This window comes from Bacillus sp. FS02 (assembly GCF_024398395.1).
Taxonomy (GTDB): domain Bacteria; phylum Bacillota; class Bacilli; order Bacillales; family Bacillaceae; genus Bacillus; species Bacillus altitudinis.
This window is the reverse complement of sequence record NZ_CP074101.1, coordinates 2057638-2074858: the sequence shown is the minus strand read 5'-3', so window position 1 is coordinate 2074858 and position 17221 is coordinate 2057638. Positions and strand designations below refer to the sequence as shown.

Below are 17221 nucleotides of genomic sequence, written 5' to 3'. Positions count from 1 at the left end.
ACTCCTTTAGGTTGTTTGAATCTTTTCGATGTTTTGTTGTATACGGATGAGCACATCAGTGAGAAGCTTTCGTTCTTCATCACTTACGTTTTCAAGCATTTCTGAGATAAATCGTTCTTTTTCTTTTTTAGAAGCTTCGATTCTTGTTCTGCCTTCATCTGTCAGACGAACAAGCGTGACTCGATTATCTTCCGGCTTTCTTCTGCGCGTGACCATTCCTTTTGTTTCTAACTGTTTTAAGTGACGCGTCACAGCCGCACTATCAATATTTACTTTTTTCTGCAAATCGGATTGGCTGATTTCGTCGGCTTGGAATAACAGTGATAGCAACTCCAGTCTTGATTGGCTGATGCCCGTGCATGCTTCGAACTTCACACCCATCATACGGTTCACACACTGCAAACGATATAATACCTCTGCTTCTTCAGAGCAAAATGCAGTCAATGCCATCCCCTCTTTTCTATTCAGATCAATTAGTTGATATATCAATCATTGACTCGTCAACTAATATACACCCATTGTTTCATGATTGCAAGAGGTTTGTTTCATAAAGTGAAATTTTTTATTTCAATCAAAAAAGACGAGCTTTTGCTCGTCTCAGACCGTAGACAAAGGGCTAAAATGTAATTTATTTTAGCCCTTTGTCTTCTTTTCAGCGTGAAAGAAAACCTTTGCAGTCTAGAAAGGACAGCTACTTTTGCGGAGCGAATTTGACATTCGTGAGCACCAGCGCGCAGGACTGACACCGAATGCGAGGGTTTGTCTTCACGCTGGGACGAGCTTTTGCTCGCCTTAAGAACTTGGTGTCGATGTTGGTCCCACATAGTAGCTGATAAATCCAATGATCATCAAGACTACAAAAATAAAGAGAATGAGTTTGAGCATTCTCATGGTTTATCCCCTCCCATTCATCTAACTTATCATATCTAGAAGAAGCGCTACCTAAAATTTACATAAAAAAAGACAAAAGCGATTCATCACTTTTGTCTTCTTCTCTTTATTCTGTAATCACTGTATGAATCAAAGTCGGAGCATCAGCATGGTCATCAATGCGGATGTTGTCATAAATTTTCTCCATGACATTCGCTACATCCTCACGATTTGCATGCAGCGTCACGAGAGATTCGCCTTTTTCTACACGATCGCCTACTTTTTTGTTAAGCATGATGCCAACAGATAGGTCGATATCGTCTTCTTTTGTTGCGCGTCCTGCTCCAAGAATCATCGCTGCAACACCAATTTCGTCTGCGACGATTTCAGCGATCACACCTGATTCTTTTGCCGGCACTTCGATTTGATAAGGTGCTTGTGGCAGTTTTTCCGGTTGATCTACAATCGAGCCGTCTCCACCTTGGTTTTCTAAAAATTCCTTGAATTTCTCAAGTGCTTTGCCGTTTTTCATGACTTCAATTAGCTTTTCTCTTGCTTCATCAAGTGTCTCTGCTTTTTTCGCAAGAACGACCATTTGACTTCCTAATGTGAGCACAAGCTCGTTTAAGTCTTCAGGGCCTTCGCCTTTAAGCGTGTCAATCGCCTCTTTCACTTCAAGGGAATTTCCAATCGCTAATCCTAGCGGCTGAGACATGTCTGAGATGACAGCCATCGTTTGTCTGCCAACATTATTTCCGATACGAACCATTGCTTTTGCAAGCTTCTCAGAGTCTTCAGGTGTTTTCATGAAAGCACCTGCGCCTGTTTTCACGTCTAATACGATTGCATCTGCGCCAGCAGCGATTTTCTTACTCATAATCGAGCTTGCAATGAGCGGGATGGAGTTAACAGTTCCTGTTACATCACGAAGGGCATACAGTTTTTTATCAGCAGGTGTCAGGTTGCCTGATTGTCCAATGACCGCTACTTTATGACGGTTCACCAGCTCGATGAACTCGTCTTTTGTAATTTCAACGTGGAAGCCTTTGACTGCCTCTAGCTTGTCGACAGTTCCACCCGTATGTCCAAGACCACGCCCAGACATTTTTGCAACAGGTACATCAAGTGCTGCAACAAGAGGAGCGAGTACAAGCGTTGTTGTATCGCCTACACCGCCTGTTGAATGCTTGTCTACTTTAATGCCGTCGATAGCAGACAGGTCAATTGTGTCCCCTGAGTTTGCCATAGCGAGTGTTAAATCTGCACGTTCTTGATCCGTCATATCTTGGAAGAAAATCGCCATCGCCAAGGCACTTGCTTGGTAGTCAGGAATTGTTCCGTCCGTATAACCTTTGACAAAGAAAGAAATTTCCTCTGAAGATAATTCTTTTCCGTCACGTTTTTTCGCAATGATATCTACCATTCTCATTGTTTTCACCATTCCTTCTTTAGTTTAGTAAATCAAACCGACAACGCCTGCTGTTAAGAAGCTGACAAGTGTTGCACCGAATAACAGCTTTAATCCAAAGCGTGCGACAACGTTTCCTTGTTTTTCATTCAAGCCCTTAACGGCTCCAGCAATGATACCGATAGACGAGAAGTTCGCAAATGACACAAGGAATACAGAAATGATCGCTTCTGTACGAGCAGTGAAATGAAGACCGTCGCCAGATAGAGCAAGCATCGCTACAAATTCGTTAGATACCATTTTAGTCGCCATAATACTTCCTGCTTGTACCGCTTCACTCCAAGGTACACCAACAAGGAAAGCAAATGGTGCAAACACATATCCAAGTACATCTTGGAAAGAAACACCGATGGCAGCTGTGAAAATACCATTAATCATCGCAATTAATGCAACAAATCCAATCAACATCGCAGCCACAACAATGGCTACTTTGAAACCATCCATAATGTATTCGCCGAGCATTTCGAAGAAAGATTGTCTTTCTTCTTCTACGACTTCAAGCATGTCTTCGTCTTTAGACACTTCATAAGGATTGATGATAGACGCAATAATAAATCCACCAAATAGGTTCAGCACAAGTGCTGTAACAACGTACTCCGGTTTAATCATTTGCATATACGCACCGACAATGGACATTGATACAGTCGACATCGCAGATGCACACAATGTATAAAGACGCTGTTGAGGTAATAATCCAAGCTGCTTCTTAATGGAAATGAACACTTCGGATTGACCTAAAATCGCTGACGCTACGGCGTTGTAAGATTCTAGTTTCCCCATTCCATTGACTTTACTAAGCAAATACCCAATTCCGCGTACGATCAGCGGAAGGATACGCCAATGCTGCAGGATACCAATCAAGGCAGAAATGAAGACGATCGGGAGCAAGACATTGATAAAGAAAGTTGACGCATTATCATTCATTAAACCACCAAATACGAAGTTGATCCCTTCACCAGCATAGCCTAGAAGCATTTGGAATCCTTTTGCAAATCCCCCGACTAGGAAGTTCCCAACACCTGTATTGAGCAGAATATAACCTAAAATAAATTGCAGTACAATCATGACAATGACTGGACGGAATTTCACTCGCTTTTTCCCGTTACTTGCCAGCCATGCAATGGCGAGAATCACCAGCAAACCGATAATACCAATGACGTATTTCATGTTTTTCCTCCTTGAATGAATTCGTTTACATTAATGTGCTTGTATGGAACAAACCCTATTTCGCAAACAAATTGCGGAAGAAAATCCCAGAAATGAGATCCTTCCGCATATGACTTTTTCATCATCTAATGAGTCATGATTGTTATCCTACCATAGGATCGTATGAATTAATAGTCTTTAGAAGGAGCTGATTGATCCCCTTTAATAATGGAAACGCCTGCACTGGCACCAATACGGGTTGCGCCTGCAGCTGTCATCGCTTCTACGTCTTCTTTTGTTCTTACGCCGCCTGATGCTTTGACACCGATGTCAGGTCCAACTGTTTTACGCATTAATGCGATGTCCTCAGCTGTTGCACCGCCTGTACTAAATCCAGTCGATGTTTTGACGAAATCAGCGCCAGCTTTTACAGAAAGTTCACAAGCTTGTACTTTCTCTTCATCCGTGAGTAGACAAGTTTCAATGATGACTTTCACTAAGGCTTTGCCTTTTGCTGCGTCTACAACGGCACGAATATCTTGTTCAACTGCATCATATTCGCCATCTTTCAATGCCGCAATATTGATGACCATGTCCACTTCAGTTGCACCGTTTTCAATGGCATCCTTTGTTTCAAATGCTTTCACTGCTGTTGTGTTTGCACCTAACGGGAAACCGATGACTGTACATACATCAACGCCTGTTCCTTCTAGTTCTTTCGCCGCAAGAGATACCCAAGTTGGGTTCACACAAACGGAAGCAAATTGATATGTCTTTGCTTCTTCTAGTAACTGCATGATCGCAGCTTTAGATGTATCTGGTTTTAGTGCTGTATGATCAATGAGCTTTGCTATTGTCATGATTCACACTTCCTTTTAAATATGATACTTTCATCTTAAATGACTATTGAACAATTGTAAATATAGTTATGAAATTTTGTTCATCTATTTTGTGACATTTAAAAGAGCTCTTGCTGTGTGCTGATCGATCATCAATACGTTCGCATATTTTCCTCTCAGCGCCCCATGGATAGAGGCAACCTTTCGATGTCCACCAGCAACAAGAATGGAGCGCTCTTTTGTTCTCAAATCATCCAGCTCCACACCGATTGTGCGATTGTTAATCGCTTCACTGCAAATGCGTCCTTCTTGATCATAAAAACGTGAACAGATATCTCCGACACTGGATGTCTTGAGCAACGCCTTTTCTTCTTCACGGAAATAACCAAGCCTAAACAAAAGCGCCTCATCTCTTACCGTCCCAACAGTAAACACAGCGATATTTGCCTGTTTGCCCATTTCAATAATGCGATGAATATGTCTGTCCTGTTCGACCATCTCTTTAACGGCGGCACTATCGAACACAACAGGCAGTGGCAAATAGCGTGGTGCCGTTTGAAAAGCTGATGCAAACAGCTGAATCGTTTCCGCAGAATATGTATTCACATGTGAATGGCTGATTCCACCTTTCAACTGAACAACTTCTACCCCTTTTACCTGTTTAGGTTGCATCTTTTGAGCAATTTGATACATCGTGGTGCCCCAGCTCACTCCAACGATATCGCCGTCTTTCACCGTATTCTGAAGATAATCTGCACCAAACCGGCTCAAGTAATCCGTAATCGTTGGATAATCGTCCTTTGGTGAAAATACCACATGAGCCTCGAGCAGATCATATTTTTCTTTCAGCAATAAGGACAGCTCATTTAAATCCTCAAATGGGTCCATCACTGTAATTTGGACGTACCCTTTTTCCTTCGCATACTGAAGCAGACGAGACACCGTTGGCCTCGACAGGTCAAGCTGCTTGGCGATTTCCTGCTGACTGTAATCAGATAAGTAATAGAGCCTTGCTGCTTCAATACTTAATTGCTGTTTGTCCCGATTCATTCGTACGCCTCCTTTTTTCCTCTATCATAACAAATTGTTCACTTCACCATGCACAAATGTTCATTTAAAGAAAATGGTGTAAGCTGCGTGAAAGGTCTCTTGCTTCTCTAAGGTTTGAATGCCGAATTTCTCCTTATACTGCCCATTTGTCCCTTCCATATCAGCGATCCCATACCAAGGCTCAATACAAACAAAAGGAGCCATTGTTCCCTTTTCTTGATCATATGGAGACCAAATACCAACGAACGGAAAACCACTGAGATCGACCTCAACGCCGTGACCTGCTTGAGAAATCAATGATACTTGATCAATATGACTAAAGATCATTGCATCGTTCTGAAAAAGTTCTGGGCGAAGTTGAATCGGCTCAAACTCAACACCTTTCTCCTTCTCTCTCACAAGTGAATCATGAAGTTCATATTGGACTGGATCATGTTCGGTTGAAGGTGCCAATGTGAGTGAATAATCAGCTGTCTGCTCGCCTTCAACAAGCGGGACATGAAATGCCGGATGCCCGCCAATCGAGAAATACATCGTGCCATCTCCTTCATGAACAATTTCCCAGGAAATCGTTAGTCCATTTTCCGACAGTGCATAACTGATGCGCGCTGTAAATTCATACGGATATTGTGACGTGTGACGGCCATTTGATTGATATTGAAAAACCACCTGATCTTTTGCTTCTTCAAATAGTTCAAAATCAACATCACGCAAAAATCCATGCTGCGAGAGTTGATACGTTTGATCGTCTATCTTGTATTGATCATCCTTCAACCGTCCGACAATCGGAAATAAGACGGGCGACACCCTGCCCCAATAAGCAGGGTCACCAGACCACATATATTGACGTCCACTTTCTTTATGAAGCACCTCTCTCACCTCGGCACCTCTCTCATTGATTTGAACCAATAACAGATCATTTTCAATCGTTCTCATTCAACACATCCCCTTTCCTTCTTCTTTTATTATGACAGGGATTTTCGGTTTGAGTATAAAAATAAGAATCCCTCAAGCCTTAGAATAATTCTTCATATAAAAAAATTTTAAAAAAGACAGAAATTCGCCAACAAAATGTAATGCTGATTCGTCTAATCTTATATAAAATAAAAGAATCGTTGTTCTTTTGGAGTGACAACAAAAAAGACGCGTTTGACATTGATGGGGGATTCTTTTTCATGAACAGCAAGGAAAACCGTTTACGTTACATATTAGGATTAGATGGGCTGAGAGCTGTTGCCGTATTGGCGGTCATTGCTTATCACTTACATATTGAACCCGCAAGCGGCGGGTTTCTTGGCGTTGATTTGTTTTTTGTGATTTCTGGTTACTTGATTACAACCATCTTGCTGCATAAGCAGGATTTGGGCTATCAAGAGCTTCTGCCTTTTTGGATGGGCCGCATCAGAAGGCTGCTTCCAGCTGCCTACGTCATGATTTTTTTAATCGTCAGCTGGTGCGCCATTGCTGGTTCAAATGCATTAATGTCCATTCGTGGCGATGCCTTATCGTCCTTTTTTTATGTGAGTAACTGGTGGTATATTTTTCATCAGCTCTCTTACTTTGACAGCTTCAATGCTGTATCTCCACTAAAAAATTTATGGTCTTTGGCGATTGAAGAGCAATTTTATCTCATTTGGCCGGTACTGTTGATTGCTGGACTGAAATGGGTGAAAAACAGATCCCATCTTCCTATGATCACCTTTGGTCTGGCACTTGTATCTGCTTTATGGATGGCCATTCTCTATTCACCGGATACTGACCCGAGCAGAATCTATTATGGAACGGACACACGTGCGTTTGCACTCCTCATCGGGTGCAGTCTTGCATTTGTCTGGCCCATGCACAGACTTTCCAGCAGAAAATTACTTCCTATCGGCAGACGTATGTTACAAATAGCCGGATTCGGTTCGATGGTCATTTTCCTCTTATGTGTTTATGCAGTCGACGAATTTGACGGCTTTCTCTACCAAGGCGGTATGCTTTTATTCTGTTTGAATGCAGCGATCTTAATTGCGTGTGTCTGCCATCCTGCCAGTCTTATTGGGAAATGGCTGTCATTTCAACCACTCGTTTGGCTCGGAAAGCGGTCTTATGGCATCTACTTATGGCATTATCCAATTATCGTGCTTACCACACCGGTCATTGAGATTGGACAGCCTTCCATGGGACGTGTCACATTGCAGCTCATCGCAATTCTACTCATATCAGAGGCTTCCTATCGTTTGATCGAACAGCCGATTCGTAAACTCGGGTTTAGACACTATTTTGCCTCTTGGTCAATTTGGAAAACAGGAATCAAGCAATGGTCTATGTCCAATAAAGTGTTTCTTGGGATTGCCGCAGTCCTTTTGATTTTATTTACCATTGGCATGTCTAGCTCGTCTCATACATCCCCGCATGCGCAAGAAGTCACACAAATTAAGACAGCGCCCCAAAAGGCAGGCGGTCAGACAGAATCAAAAGTGAAGAAAAAGAAAGACAAACATGAGAAAAAAGCAGCGGATCCTAAACAATTTCACCAAGTTCTTGCCATTGGTGATTCCGTCATGTTAGACATTGCTTCAAATTTAGAAAAGGCCTATGAACCCATCACCATTGACGCAAGGGTCGGAAGGCAAATGAACGAAGCCATCCGCATCGCCCCTCAATATGCTTCTTTTAACAAGGCTGATGCCGCTGTTATTATTGAGCTTGGCACAAATGGTTATTTTACGGAGGGGACTTTGACCTCATTCATACAACATTTCTCGAAGGCACATATTTTTCTTGTGAACACTCGCGTTCCAAGATCTTGGGAAAATGATGTGAATGCAGTCATTGAGCGTGTGGCCAATCAACACCACAATGTGAGCTTAGTCGATTGGCATTCAGCCGCTACCGGACAGCCATCCTATTTTCAGCCAGATGGTGTTCATCTTTCCACAAAAGGCTCTGACACATTGACTGAGCTCATTAAAGCCAGTATCAAGAAAAAAGGAGATGTGTCCTCGGCATCATAAGAAGACTAGCATCCTGTGAAGAGAGATTCAAAAAAGACATGCTTTCCTATGATTGGAGGCATGTCTTTTTTTGTGATGGATGAGCACGGAGCTGCATTATGTTTTACTTTTAAAAGACCAAACGATGACAGGGATGAGAATTAACGATAAAATTCCTCCGCTTAAAGATAATGTAGCATAACTCGTATTCGCCATGACCATTCCTGAAAGGGCACCGCCAGAAGCACCTGCTAACGCAACAAAAACATCGAGTGTTCCTTGGGTTTTTGCCCGGTTTGATGGTTCTGTAGAATCCACTATTTGAGCAGTACCACTAATTAAACCAAAGTTCCATCCCAATCCAAGTAAAGACAAAGCAATGATTAATAGAACCATTGAATCACTTGGTGCGAATGCTGCTAATAAACCAGCAAGTAACAATGTGATGCCCGACGCTATGCTCATAGCTGTTCGTCCTAGTTTATCTACAAGTACACCCGTGATAGGTGAAGGAAGATACATGGCTCCTATATGAAAACCAATCACAATGCCCACTTCGGCTAATCCATGACCATGATGCTGCATATGCACCGGTGTCATGGTCATGAGTGCCACCATGACAATTTGAGTTAAGATCATCACTGTGGCACCTACTGTAAGCCCTTTTTTATCTGTTTTTTTATCAGCAGCATCTGGTTTATTTCCATGCCCATGTTCTGCTTTGTAAGTTGCTATTCTTCGGGCAATGTCTAATGGATCAGGACGCAGCAGAATAAAAAGGACAAGACCAGCTACAATAAATGCTACTGCTGATAAAATAAAAGGACCGGCAAGTGCTGGAACACCAATGGACACTGCAAATTTACCCATCACTTCAATTAAATTCGGACCTGCTACTGCTCCAAATGTTGTCATGACCATTGTTGTACTAATTGCAGTTGCACGCTGTTTAGAATTCGCTAAGTCCGTCCCAGCATAACGCGCTTGTAAGTTCGTGGATGTTCCTGCTCCGTAAATGAAGAGCGATACAAATAATAAAATGACACTATTCATCATAGCTGCCAGCACAACGCCAATTGCTCCGAGCCCTCCAACAACAAAACCTGTCGATAAACCGATGCGTCGTCCATAACGTTGCGAAAGCTTTCCTACAATGAAAGCTGACCCAGCTGACCCCAAAGTAAATAAAGCGATTGGAACTCCTGCATAGGCTTCAGTTCCAAGCATTTGTTGCGCTAAAATGGCACCTACCGTAATTCCTGCAGCTATTCCAGCCCCTCCAAATATTTGCGAAAGACTGACAACGAACAATACTCGTTTATATAAATTTTTCAATTTTTGGGGTGAATCTATATAATTTTTCACTACATCTTTTTCTGTATCTAACACTTGTAAACACCCACTTGAGATTTATTTGCCCAATGTAACCATTATATCAGTTCCGACTACAATCCTTGATTTAAATCTCTTCCACCTCTCGACCATTTACATGGAGAGCAAGCGGTTGTTTTCGGATCATAGACACCTTGTTTTGAAATGGATCATGAATAAAGCGCCCACATGACTGACCTGTACTTTTGAGCTGATGCGTATCTTTTGTCATTTTCTTTTATGCCGTTAAAAGGCTGGCTCTCAATGCTAGTGCGTGCTTTTCCTTCGTTTTTTGATCCACCAACGCAAAATCACCATTCTCATACGCTAATGAAAATAATTCTTCGATATGAAAAACACCTGCCTGAAACTGCTTGCTCAATACATGCAGTGCCACAGCACTGGCGACTTGAGCCGTTGCTTGAGACTCATCGCGACCTTTTATTCCAAGCGCTGCTCGATGAATTTCGTTACCCTTCATTCCTACCGCTTCCACTTTCACTGCATATTGATCTGTACCCATTTGAGCAGATTGAATCAGTGAAATGGCACGTTCCTTGATTTTCGGCATCGTGAGAAGGGACGTCATTCCGAGTTTCCTTGTGAGAGCAAATGCACGTGTCGCTACACCAGAATCAAAACAGAGCCTTGTTGTCACAGAAGGCACATGGAGCGTCGAAGGCAATGTTTGCTGGTCAGAGAAAGGGAACTGATAGGCTTGCCGCTTTCCAAGCGTTTTGCCAAAATCAATGCGTTTCCCTCCAGTAAAACTTTTGACTTTCTTTCGCTGATGATTCTTCGTCAGCTCATAATCCGTATGCACATGATCAAGCGTCCATTCAATAGCTGCTTTTCCATGCTGGTCACCTAGCCCAAGCATGATACTAATATCAATTTGCTCCACAGAGGTCAGAATAGATGCCGCCTTCGCTGCAAGCAAATTGGTGAGACCAGGTGCAAGACCTACGCTCAGCACAGCCGTTGCGTTCAATTGCTGTTGATGGACCTTTGCTAGCTTCTCAATATAGGCTCCTTTTGCCGAAATATCGAGATAATCAATACCTGATCGTAAGCATGTTTCAGCAAATGACGTGTCATCTTGATCCAGACACATGATCACGAGTCTCGTTTCATCCATCCAGTCCGTATCCATTGGTTGTCTTACGTCTATCTGAAATGGACGTACACGCCCATTCGTTTGGCGTGCAAATTGTTCAGCCTTCTCATAACTTCGGCCAGCCGCAAAGACTTGCCCAGGATACACGTCACTTAATTGAAGACATATTTGCTGCCCCACATGTCCATAACCGCCTATCACCATCACTTTTGACCTCATTTTCCAACCGCCTTTCTATCGCCTCTTTTACAAACAATCCCTTTGATCATGCCCGCTTGAAAATAAGGTCTGATGTCTTGAAATCCTGCTTCGGTTAATTGTGCTGTCATCTTTTCTTCAGACACGGGATATGTTGTGACACCCAGCCTTTCTCGGAAGGACGTAAACACTTCCTTTCCCAAGCCTTGACGATTCATGAATAGAGAAAGCATATGAAGCTCCTGCTGAAATGTCGGCGTTTTCGGGTCTCCTTGAATAAACGCCAACATGAGAGGCGCCCCTGGTTGAAGCCGGCGGGCGATCTCCTGTAAAAAGGTCAGCTGATCTTTTACAAAATGAATGACAAGCAAACTTACTGCTGCATCGTACAACTTTTCAACCGGCACTTTGTCTAAGGCCATCTCATACCATGTGACGCGATCTTGCATATGAAGCTGTGCCACTCTGCGCTTGGCCATATCAAGCATGGTTGGAGATGGATCAACCCCTGTGATATGCCAGTCTTTATTTCTTTGAAGCATGTTGATGATCTCTTCGCCCCCACCTGCTCCGACTATTAACATGCGAGAAGTCGCTCCCATTAATTCGATTTCTACTCTATCCACTGTCAGCTCATGCAAAAGATGATAGCCCGGTACTTTATGTGCAATTGTCGCTGCATAGGATTCAGCAACAGGATCATGCCAATGTTGATTTACACTCATATGTCTTCTCCTCCAGTTTCCGCTTTGCTTCGTTTCCTTTACACTAACGGTATGTTATCTTCATTGTAAGAAGATAGATGAGAAAAAACGATCCCTAAAAGTAGGGATATTGAGGAGGAGATCAAATGAACAATCCAGCCGCTCATTTTCAGCAGCTGAGAAAAAACATTCGAGATGAACTTGCTGCTATCTGTGATTTTGATGCTGCCTGTATCACAACCATTGATCCAGCTACTCTCCTCTCGACGGGTTCTTTTACAGATGAACCGATTGAAGCCATACATAACGAGCTGTTTCAAAATGAATATTTAAAAAAAGATGTGCACCAGCATGAAGACCTAGCGAAAGGTCCTGTCCACGCTGCCAGTCTCGTCCAAAGCGGAGAATACATCAATAGTGGTCGATACCAGCACATTTTGTTACCTAACGGATGGGCAGATGAATTGCGGGCAGCCCTTGTAATTCAAGGTGAATGCTGGGGAATCGCCAGCCTTTATCGGAAAAAGGAGAAGGAACCTTTTCATGAACAAGATATACAAGCGGTTAGTCGCCAAACACCAGCACTCGCAGCCAAGCTGAGAGATGAACTTTTTAAAAGAAGAGAAACGGAAGAAGATGAAACGGCGGAACACCAAGGCTTCCTCATTCTTTCACACGATTACCATCTTCTTTATGGAAATGAAACTGGACTTCATTGGCTTCACACCTTCCAGACCTTTGAGCAAATTCATGACGGTGCCATCATGCCCCGTCCGTTTAGAGCATTAGGTGCTAAGCTTTTATACGGCGGCGGTGACCAAACAGCGGTCAGCATCACCAGAATGCCGACAGGGCGTTTTCTCTCTCTTCAAGCATTTCGTTTAGCACAGGCAGCCGGGCAGGAAGAGGCTGTCATGATTCATATTAAGCGAGCTCAAACAAGTGAAATCCTTCCTTATATAGCGAAAACATATCGGCTGACAGAAAGAGAAATGAACGTCCTTGACTGTTTAATAAAAGGACAATCCACAAAAGAAATTGCCAGTACGTTATTTATCTCGCCTCATACGGTGCATGATCATGTAAAGGCGATGCTCGAAAAAACAAATTTGAACAGCAGACGTATGCTTGTTTACTTTTTCTCACACATATAAAAAAGCGGCTACCTCATTGGTAGACCGCTCTTTCTTTATTTTCCGATGACTCGCTCATGCAGGACATGTGCGACTCCTGCTTCGTTATTGGATTTTGTCACAACATCCGCAACTGCTTTGACATCTTCAATGGCATTTCCCATCGCAACGCCACAGCCCGCAAATTCTAGCATCGACACGTCGTTCCCATTGTCACCAATCGCCATCACTTCTTCACGAGAAATCCCCAGTTCATGCGCTAGAAGCTTCACGGCATTCCCTTTGCTCACATCAGGATGGAGAATTTCTAGGAAGAAATCTGTGCTTTTTACCATCATGTACTGATCCTTCACTTCAGATGGAATGGCTTGTATCGTCTTTTCCAAACGTTCCGGCTGATCAATATACATCATCTTCGGAAGTCTCATGGATGGGTCTGCCTCTTCGACAGGTAAATACTTAAGCGGCAATTTCGTTAAATACGATTCAAGTACCGTGTATTCACTAATATCCCGATTTGGTGTGTATAGATGAGCCGAATCGAAATAATGCATAGGTGTATCCAGCTGACGGCTCAGTTCATATAAAGAAGTCAAATCATCATAGGATAAAGTTAATTCTGATACGACTTCATTTGTATGGCTGTTTTGTACAAGCGCTCCATTATAGGCGATGACATAATCCCCCTCTTGATCAAGCTGCAGCTCTTTTAAATAGCGGTGCACCCCGCCAATCGGCCGGCCTGTACATAAAACAATTTTAACGCCTTCTGCCTTCGCCTGTTGAATGGCTTCAAACACCTCATCCGGCACCATATGCTGATCATTTAATAACGTACCATCCATATCAATTGCGACTAATTTATACATTCACTGCTCCCCTTTTCTCAGCAAAACGTGCTGTCACTATTTTGAGTGATCATCTACATAATCACATGCTATTCATCATACTATGTACCTATTTTAGCCTATCGTTTTTTTCTCACGCTGTCTACTTGTTCCTATCTGTAACAAAAAATCACTTCATCCTCATCTATTATAACCTATTCTATGGAATCCGCTGTGAATAGAAGAGACCTGTCATTTTAACACTATGAAAAGGAACAAATGTTCATCGGAGAATATTTTGAAACTAGCAAATCTAATTGTATGATGGATAGCAAAGAAAGGAGGTGCAGGGAATGATTACATTTACGAGAGGAAAATTGTCAAAAATGTCTGGTGTACATATTGAAACCATTCGTTTTTATGAAAATGAGGGTGTGCTCCCCGAGCCTAAGAGAGCACATAACGGCTATCGTTTATATGATAAAAAATATGTACTCATGCTATCCTTTATCACTGAAGCAAGAAAGCTAGATTTCTCACTCAAAGAAATTCGAGAAATTATCACGTCACTATTCGAGAAACAGTCAAAAACAGAAGCGGAACAGCTGCTCGAACAAAAAGTAGAAGATATTCAAAAATCCATTCAAGAGTTAAAAAAGAGGAAGGCGGCCATTCAACTGTTAACGAAACAAACATTAGCTAACATTAGTTAATTGTAGAGACTGCCAAAGATGTGCCGGTATTTTTTACTGGCACCCCTCTGCGCCTAGCTGTTAAGTACACGTTGTATGAAAACATCAGGTATACTAGAGACAGCTTGACGTGACATCAATCGTATGAAAGGGGTTATGAATAGAATGAGAATAGCAACCATTGGAACAGGTGTGATTGTGGAAGGTTTCCTCCAGGCAATTGAACAGCTTGAAGGTGCTTCTTGCCACGCTGTCTATTCAAGAAAGGAAGCGACGGCAAAGAAACTCGCAGATCAATTTGGGGTGCAAACGACTTATACGGATTTAACCACTATGTTAGAAGATCCCCATATAGAAGCGGTATATATCGCATCACCCAATCGTTTACATAGCGAGCATGCCACGGCTGCATTGAAACACGGAAAACATGTGATTTGCGAAAAGCCTTTTACCTCTAATGTGAAAGAGCTAGAAGCCTTAATCGCTCTCGCAAAGGAAAAGCAGCTCTTCCTATTTGAAGCCATTACGACCGTTCATATGCCCAACTATCATTTAATCAAAAAACACCTTCATCAATTAGGCAGAATCAAACTCGTTCAATGCAACTACAGTCAATATTCAAGTAAATATAATCAGCTGCTCGCCGGGGAAACGCCGAATGTCTTTAACCCAGAGTTTTCTGGCGGTGCCCTCATGGATATTAACATTTACAATGTTCATTTCATTATGAATCTATTTGGTTCACCGAAAGACGTTCGTTACCAGGCCAACCGCCATCCAAACGGCATCGACACATCTGGTGTTTTAACTTTTACTTACAATGATTTCATCGCCACAAGTGTTGGCAGCAAAGATACAAGCAGTATGAATTTCGCTTTGATTCAAGGGGAAAAAGGGTTCCTGCATGTGAAAAATGGTGCGAATGGCTGTGAAGAAGTGTTGTTGCATATAGGAGACCAAGTCACTTCACTCAATACACAAACCAATTCAAACCGCCTGTTTTATGAAGCAGAAGCATTTCAGCATATCATTGAAACAGGAAATGTCGAAAAGTGTTATGAATGGCTTGATGACAGTCTTTCTGTCATGAAGGTTCTTGAAGCCGCTAGGAAAGACGCCGGTATTGTTTTCCCAGCAGATCATGCTTAAATAAAAAAACCGCCTTCTGATGAAAAGGCGGTTTTTTGGCATTAGATACTCTTTGAATATGCCACCAGACGCTGAGACATATGATTCACTTCATCAACTGAAGCGTTCACTTGCTCTGTCAAAGCAGCCTGTGTTTGCGTAAGAGCTGTCATATTGGAGATATTTTCAAGAATTTGATCGATTTGTGTTTTCATTTCAGTTAAACTAGATTCGATATTTTCTGTCGCATTGGCACTATGAAGCGCTAGCTTACGTACTTCATCGGCAACGACTGAGAAACCGCGGCCCTGCTCGCCTGCTCTTGCTGCTTCAATTGCAGCATTCAAACCAAGCAGATTCGTTTGGTTTGCCACTTCTTTGATCAAGTCTGAAATGTTCTTCGTCTCATCTGCACTGTTTTTCGCCAGATTAGCAGCAGACGTTGACTGCTCTTGGGCGACAGCAAGCTCCTGTGCTTGGTTTGTCACAGAACTGATGCCAGATACCATTTCACTAATAGAACTTGAAAGCTGCTCTACTTGGGAAGCCATTTCATTGGCTGTTTTTTCTTTATTTTTTTCTAACGTAATATCACGAATCGTTCCTGCGACACGTAAAGGGACACCCTTCTCATCACGAATGGTTTCACCACCCGCATGATACCAGCGGTACTCGCCATTTTTACTCTGCAATCTATAATCAATGTCAAATGGTGTACGGCCAGAATGGTCATTTAAGTGATCCGCAAAGGCTTGGAGAGCCGATTCTTTATCTTCAGGATGCAAACGATCACTCCAGCTGCTCAACACGTTCGGGAAATCCTTTTCATCTGTAAAACCAAGCGTTTTTCTAAACTGCGGAGACCACCAGAATTCATTGTTTGGATTGACAGGATCGCCAGCCTCTACAACCATATCCCAAGGCGCTTCCACAAGCGCACGGTTGATCAAGTCATATCTTGTCACGAATGCTTGCAGCTCTTCTTCTTTCAATTTCTGATCATGAATATCAAAAAGAGCCCCTGCCACACGAAGAGGTACCCCATTTCGATCTCGAATCGTCGTTCCAGTTGCTTTGAACCAGCGATAATCGCCATTTTTCAACTTCAGACGATACTCGATATCATACGGTGTACGGCCAGAATGATCCAATAAATGCGTAGAGAATGCATTCAAGGTGTATTCCTGCTCATCTGGATGAATTCGAGATGCCCAGCTGTCTAAGACATTCGGAAAATCGTTTTCATTTTGGAAACCTAGCATTCTGCGGAAATCATCCGTCCATGTGAATTCGTTTTTTGGATTCACAGGATCTCCTGCTACAACCGTCATATCCCATAGACCCACTTGAATGGCTTTTGTCACTAAATTCATACGCATATGAATATCTTCTTGCGCTTCTTGCATCTTTTGCAACGCTTCATTTATTTGAGCCACTGCTTCTATTGTTTGACTAGAAGAGAATGCAGCAGTATCAATTCTGGCTGAAAAATCTCCCTTCTCTATTCGTTCAACTAATTGACTGCTTTCACTTAGAAGGGCCTCCGACGATGAATCACTTGCTTTTCTCATAAACATCTTCAATAACTCCTTTCATTCTTTCGTACGTTTTTGAAATATTTTACAGTTATAAACAATTCTTTATTAGGACTTTAGTAATACAAAAGATATATCGACAAAAACTGAAAATTGTTTATGTCA

At 42.4% G+C, this 17221-nt stretch carries 15 protein-coding genes; 4 read left to right on the top strand and 11 right to left on the bottom strand.

Annotated elements, in window-relative coordinates:
- Positions 1-6: 6 nt before the first annotated feature.
- From KFQ09_RS10495 to KFQ09_RS10470, 6 genes are all read right to left on the bottom strand, one after another.
- Positions 7-450, bottom strand: coding sequence for a MarR family winged helix-turn-helix transcriptional regulator (locus KFQ09_RS10495; protein ID WP_045033720.1), 444 nt, complete (start codon positions 448-450; stop codon positions 7-9).
- Between the two features lie 547 nt (positions 451-997).
- Positions 998-2299, bottom strand: a complete 1302-nt coding sequence (locus KFQ09_RS10490) for a pyrimidine-nucleoside phosphorylase (RefSeq protein WP_035702607.1) — start codon at positions 2297-2299, stop codon at positions 998-1000.
- Between the two features lie 24 nt (positions 2300-2323).
- Complete coding sequence (locus KFQ09_RS10485) at positions 2324-3505, bottom strand: NupC/NupG family nucleoside CNT transporter (RefSeq protein ID WP_017358632.1); 1182 nt, start codon at positions 3503-3505, stop codon at positions 2324-2326.
- Positions 3506-3672: 167 nt separating this feature from the next.
- Positions 3673-4344, bottom strand: coding sequence for a deoxyribose-phosphate aldolase (deoC, locus tag KFQ09_RS10480; RefSeq protein WP_017358631.1), 672 nt, complete (start codon positions 4342-4344; stop codon positions 3673-3675).
- Between the two features lie 84 nt (positions 4345-4428).
- The gene (locus KFQ09_RS10475; protein ID WP_060832770.1) at positions 4429-5373 is read right to left on the bottom strand and encodes a DNA-binding transcriptional repressor DeoR; all 945 of its coding nucleotides are present in this window, start codon (positions 5371-5373) and stop codon (positions 4429-4431) included.
- Positions 5374-5433: 60 nt separating this feature from the next.
- The gene (locus KFQ09_RS10470; RefSeq protein WP_048002488.1) at positions 5434-6309 is read right to left on the bottom strand and encodes an aldose 1-epimerase family protein; all 876 of its coding nucleotides are present in this window, start codon (positions 6307-6309) and stop codon (positions 5434-5436) included.
- Positions 6310-6548: 239 nt separating this feature from the next.
- On the opposite strand from KFQ09_RS10470, the gene KFQ09_RS10465 reads away from it, so the two are divergent.
- Complete coding sequence (locus KFQ09_RS10465) at positions 6549-8372, top strand: acyltransferase family protein (RefSeq protein WP_047947041.1); 1824 nt, start codon at positions 6549-6551, stop codon at positions 8370-8372.
- A 96-nt stretch (positions 8373-8468) separates the two neighbouring features.
- Here KFQ09_RS10465 and KFQ09_RS10460 read toward each other — a convergent pair whose 3' ends face one another.
- The 3 genes from KFQ09_RS10460 to KFQ09_RS10450 form a co-directional block, all read right to left on the bottom strand.
- A complete protein-coding gene (locus tag KFQ09_RS10460) occupies positions 8469-9740 on the bottom strand; it encodes an MFS transporter (protein WP_255835658.1) in 1272 nt (423 codons plus the stop codon).
- A 220-nt stretch (positions 9741-9960) separates the two neighbouring features.
- Entirely contained in the window at positions 9961-11058 is a 1098-nt protein-coding gene (locus tag KFQ09_RS10455; RefSeq protein WP_047947043.1) for a saccharopine dehydrogenase family protein, read from the bottom strand.
- Positions 11055-11762 carry a class I SAM-dependent methyltransferase gene (locus tag KFQ09_RS10450; protein WP_255835657.1) on the bottom strand — a complete coding sequence of 236 codons (708 nt, stop codon included), beginning with the start codon at positions 11760-11762 and terminating at the stop codon, positions 11055-11057. The genes KFQ09_RS10455 and KFQ09_RS10450 overlap by 4 nt, the downstream gene beginning before the upstream one ends.
- A 125-nt stretch (positions 11763-11887) precedes the next feature.
- Here KFQ09_RS10450 and KFQ09_RS10445 point away from each other — a divergent pair, with 125 nt between their 5' ends.
- Positions 11888-12895, top strand: coding sequence for a helix-turn-helix transcriptional regulator (locus KFQ09_RS10445; protein WP_255835656.1), 1008 nt, complete (start codon positions 11888-11890; stop codon positions 12893-12895).
- A 35-nt stretch (positions 12896-12930) separates the two neighbouring features.
- Here the strand turns inward: KFQ09_RS10445 and yidA are convergent, their stop codons facing one another.
- The gene (gene yidA / locus KFQ09_RS10440) at positions 12931-13743 is read right to left on the bottom strand and encodes a sugar-phosphatase (protein ID WP_008345739.1); all 813 of its coding nucleotides are present in this window, start codon (positions 13741-13743) and stop codon (positions 12931-12933) included.
- Positions 13744-14054: 311 nt separating this feature from the next.
- Between yidA and KFQ09_RS10435 the strand changes: the two genes are divergently transcribed.
- Together KFQ09_RS10435 and KFQ09_RS10430 are read left to right on the top strand one after the other, a co-directional pair.
- Positions 14055-14414: a MerR family transcriptional regulator gene (locus KFQ09_RS10435; RefSeq protein ID WP_007498034.1), complete on the top strand. Its 360-nt coding sequence runs from the start codon at positions 14055-14057 to the stop codon at positions 14412-14414.
- A gap of 144 nt (positions 14415-14558) precedes the next feature.
- Positions 14559-15542, top strand: coding sequence for a Gfo/Idh/MocA family protein (locus tag KFQ09_RS10430; RefSeq protein WP_255835655.1), 984 nt, complete (start codon positions 14559-14561; stop codon positions 15540-15542).
- A 41-nt stretch (positions 15543-15583) separates the two neighbouring features.
- Here KFQ09_RS10430 and KFQ09_RS10425 read toward each other — a convergent pair whose 3' ends face one another.
- Positions 15584-17098, bottom strand: coding sequence for a methyl-accepting chemotaxis protein (locus KFQ09_RS10425; RefSeq protein ID WP_017358622.1), 1515 nt, complete (start codon positions 17096-17098; stop codon positions 15584-15586).
- Positions 17099-17221 lie beyond the last annotated feature (123 nt).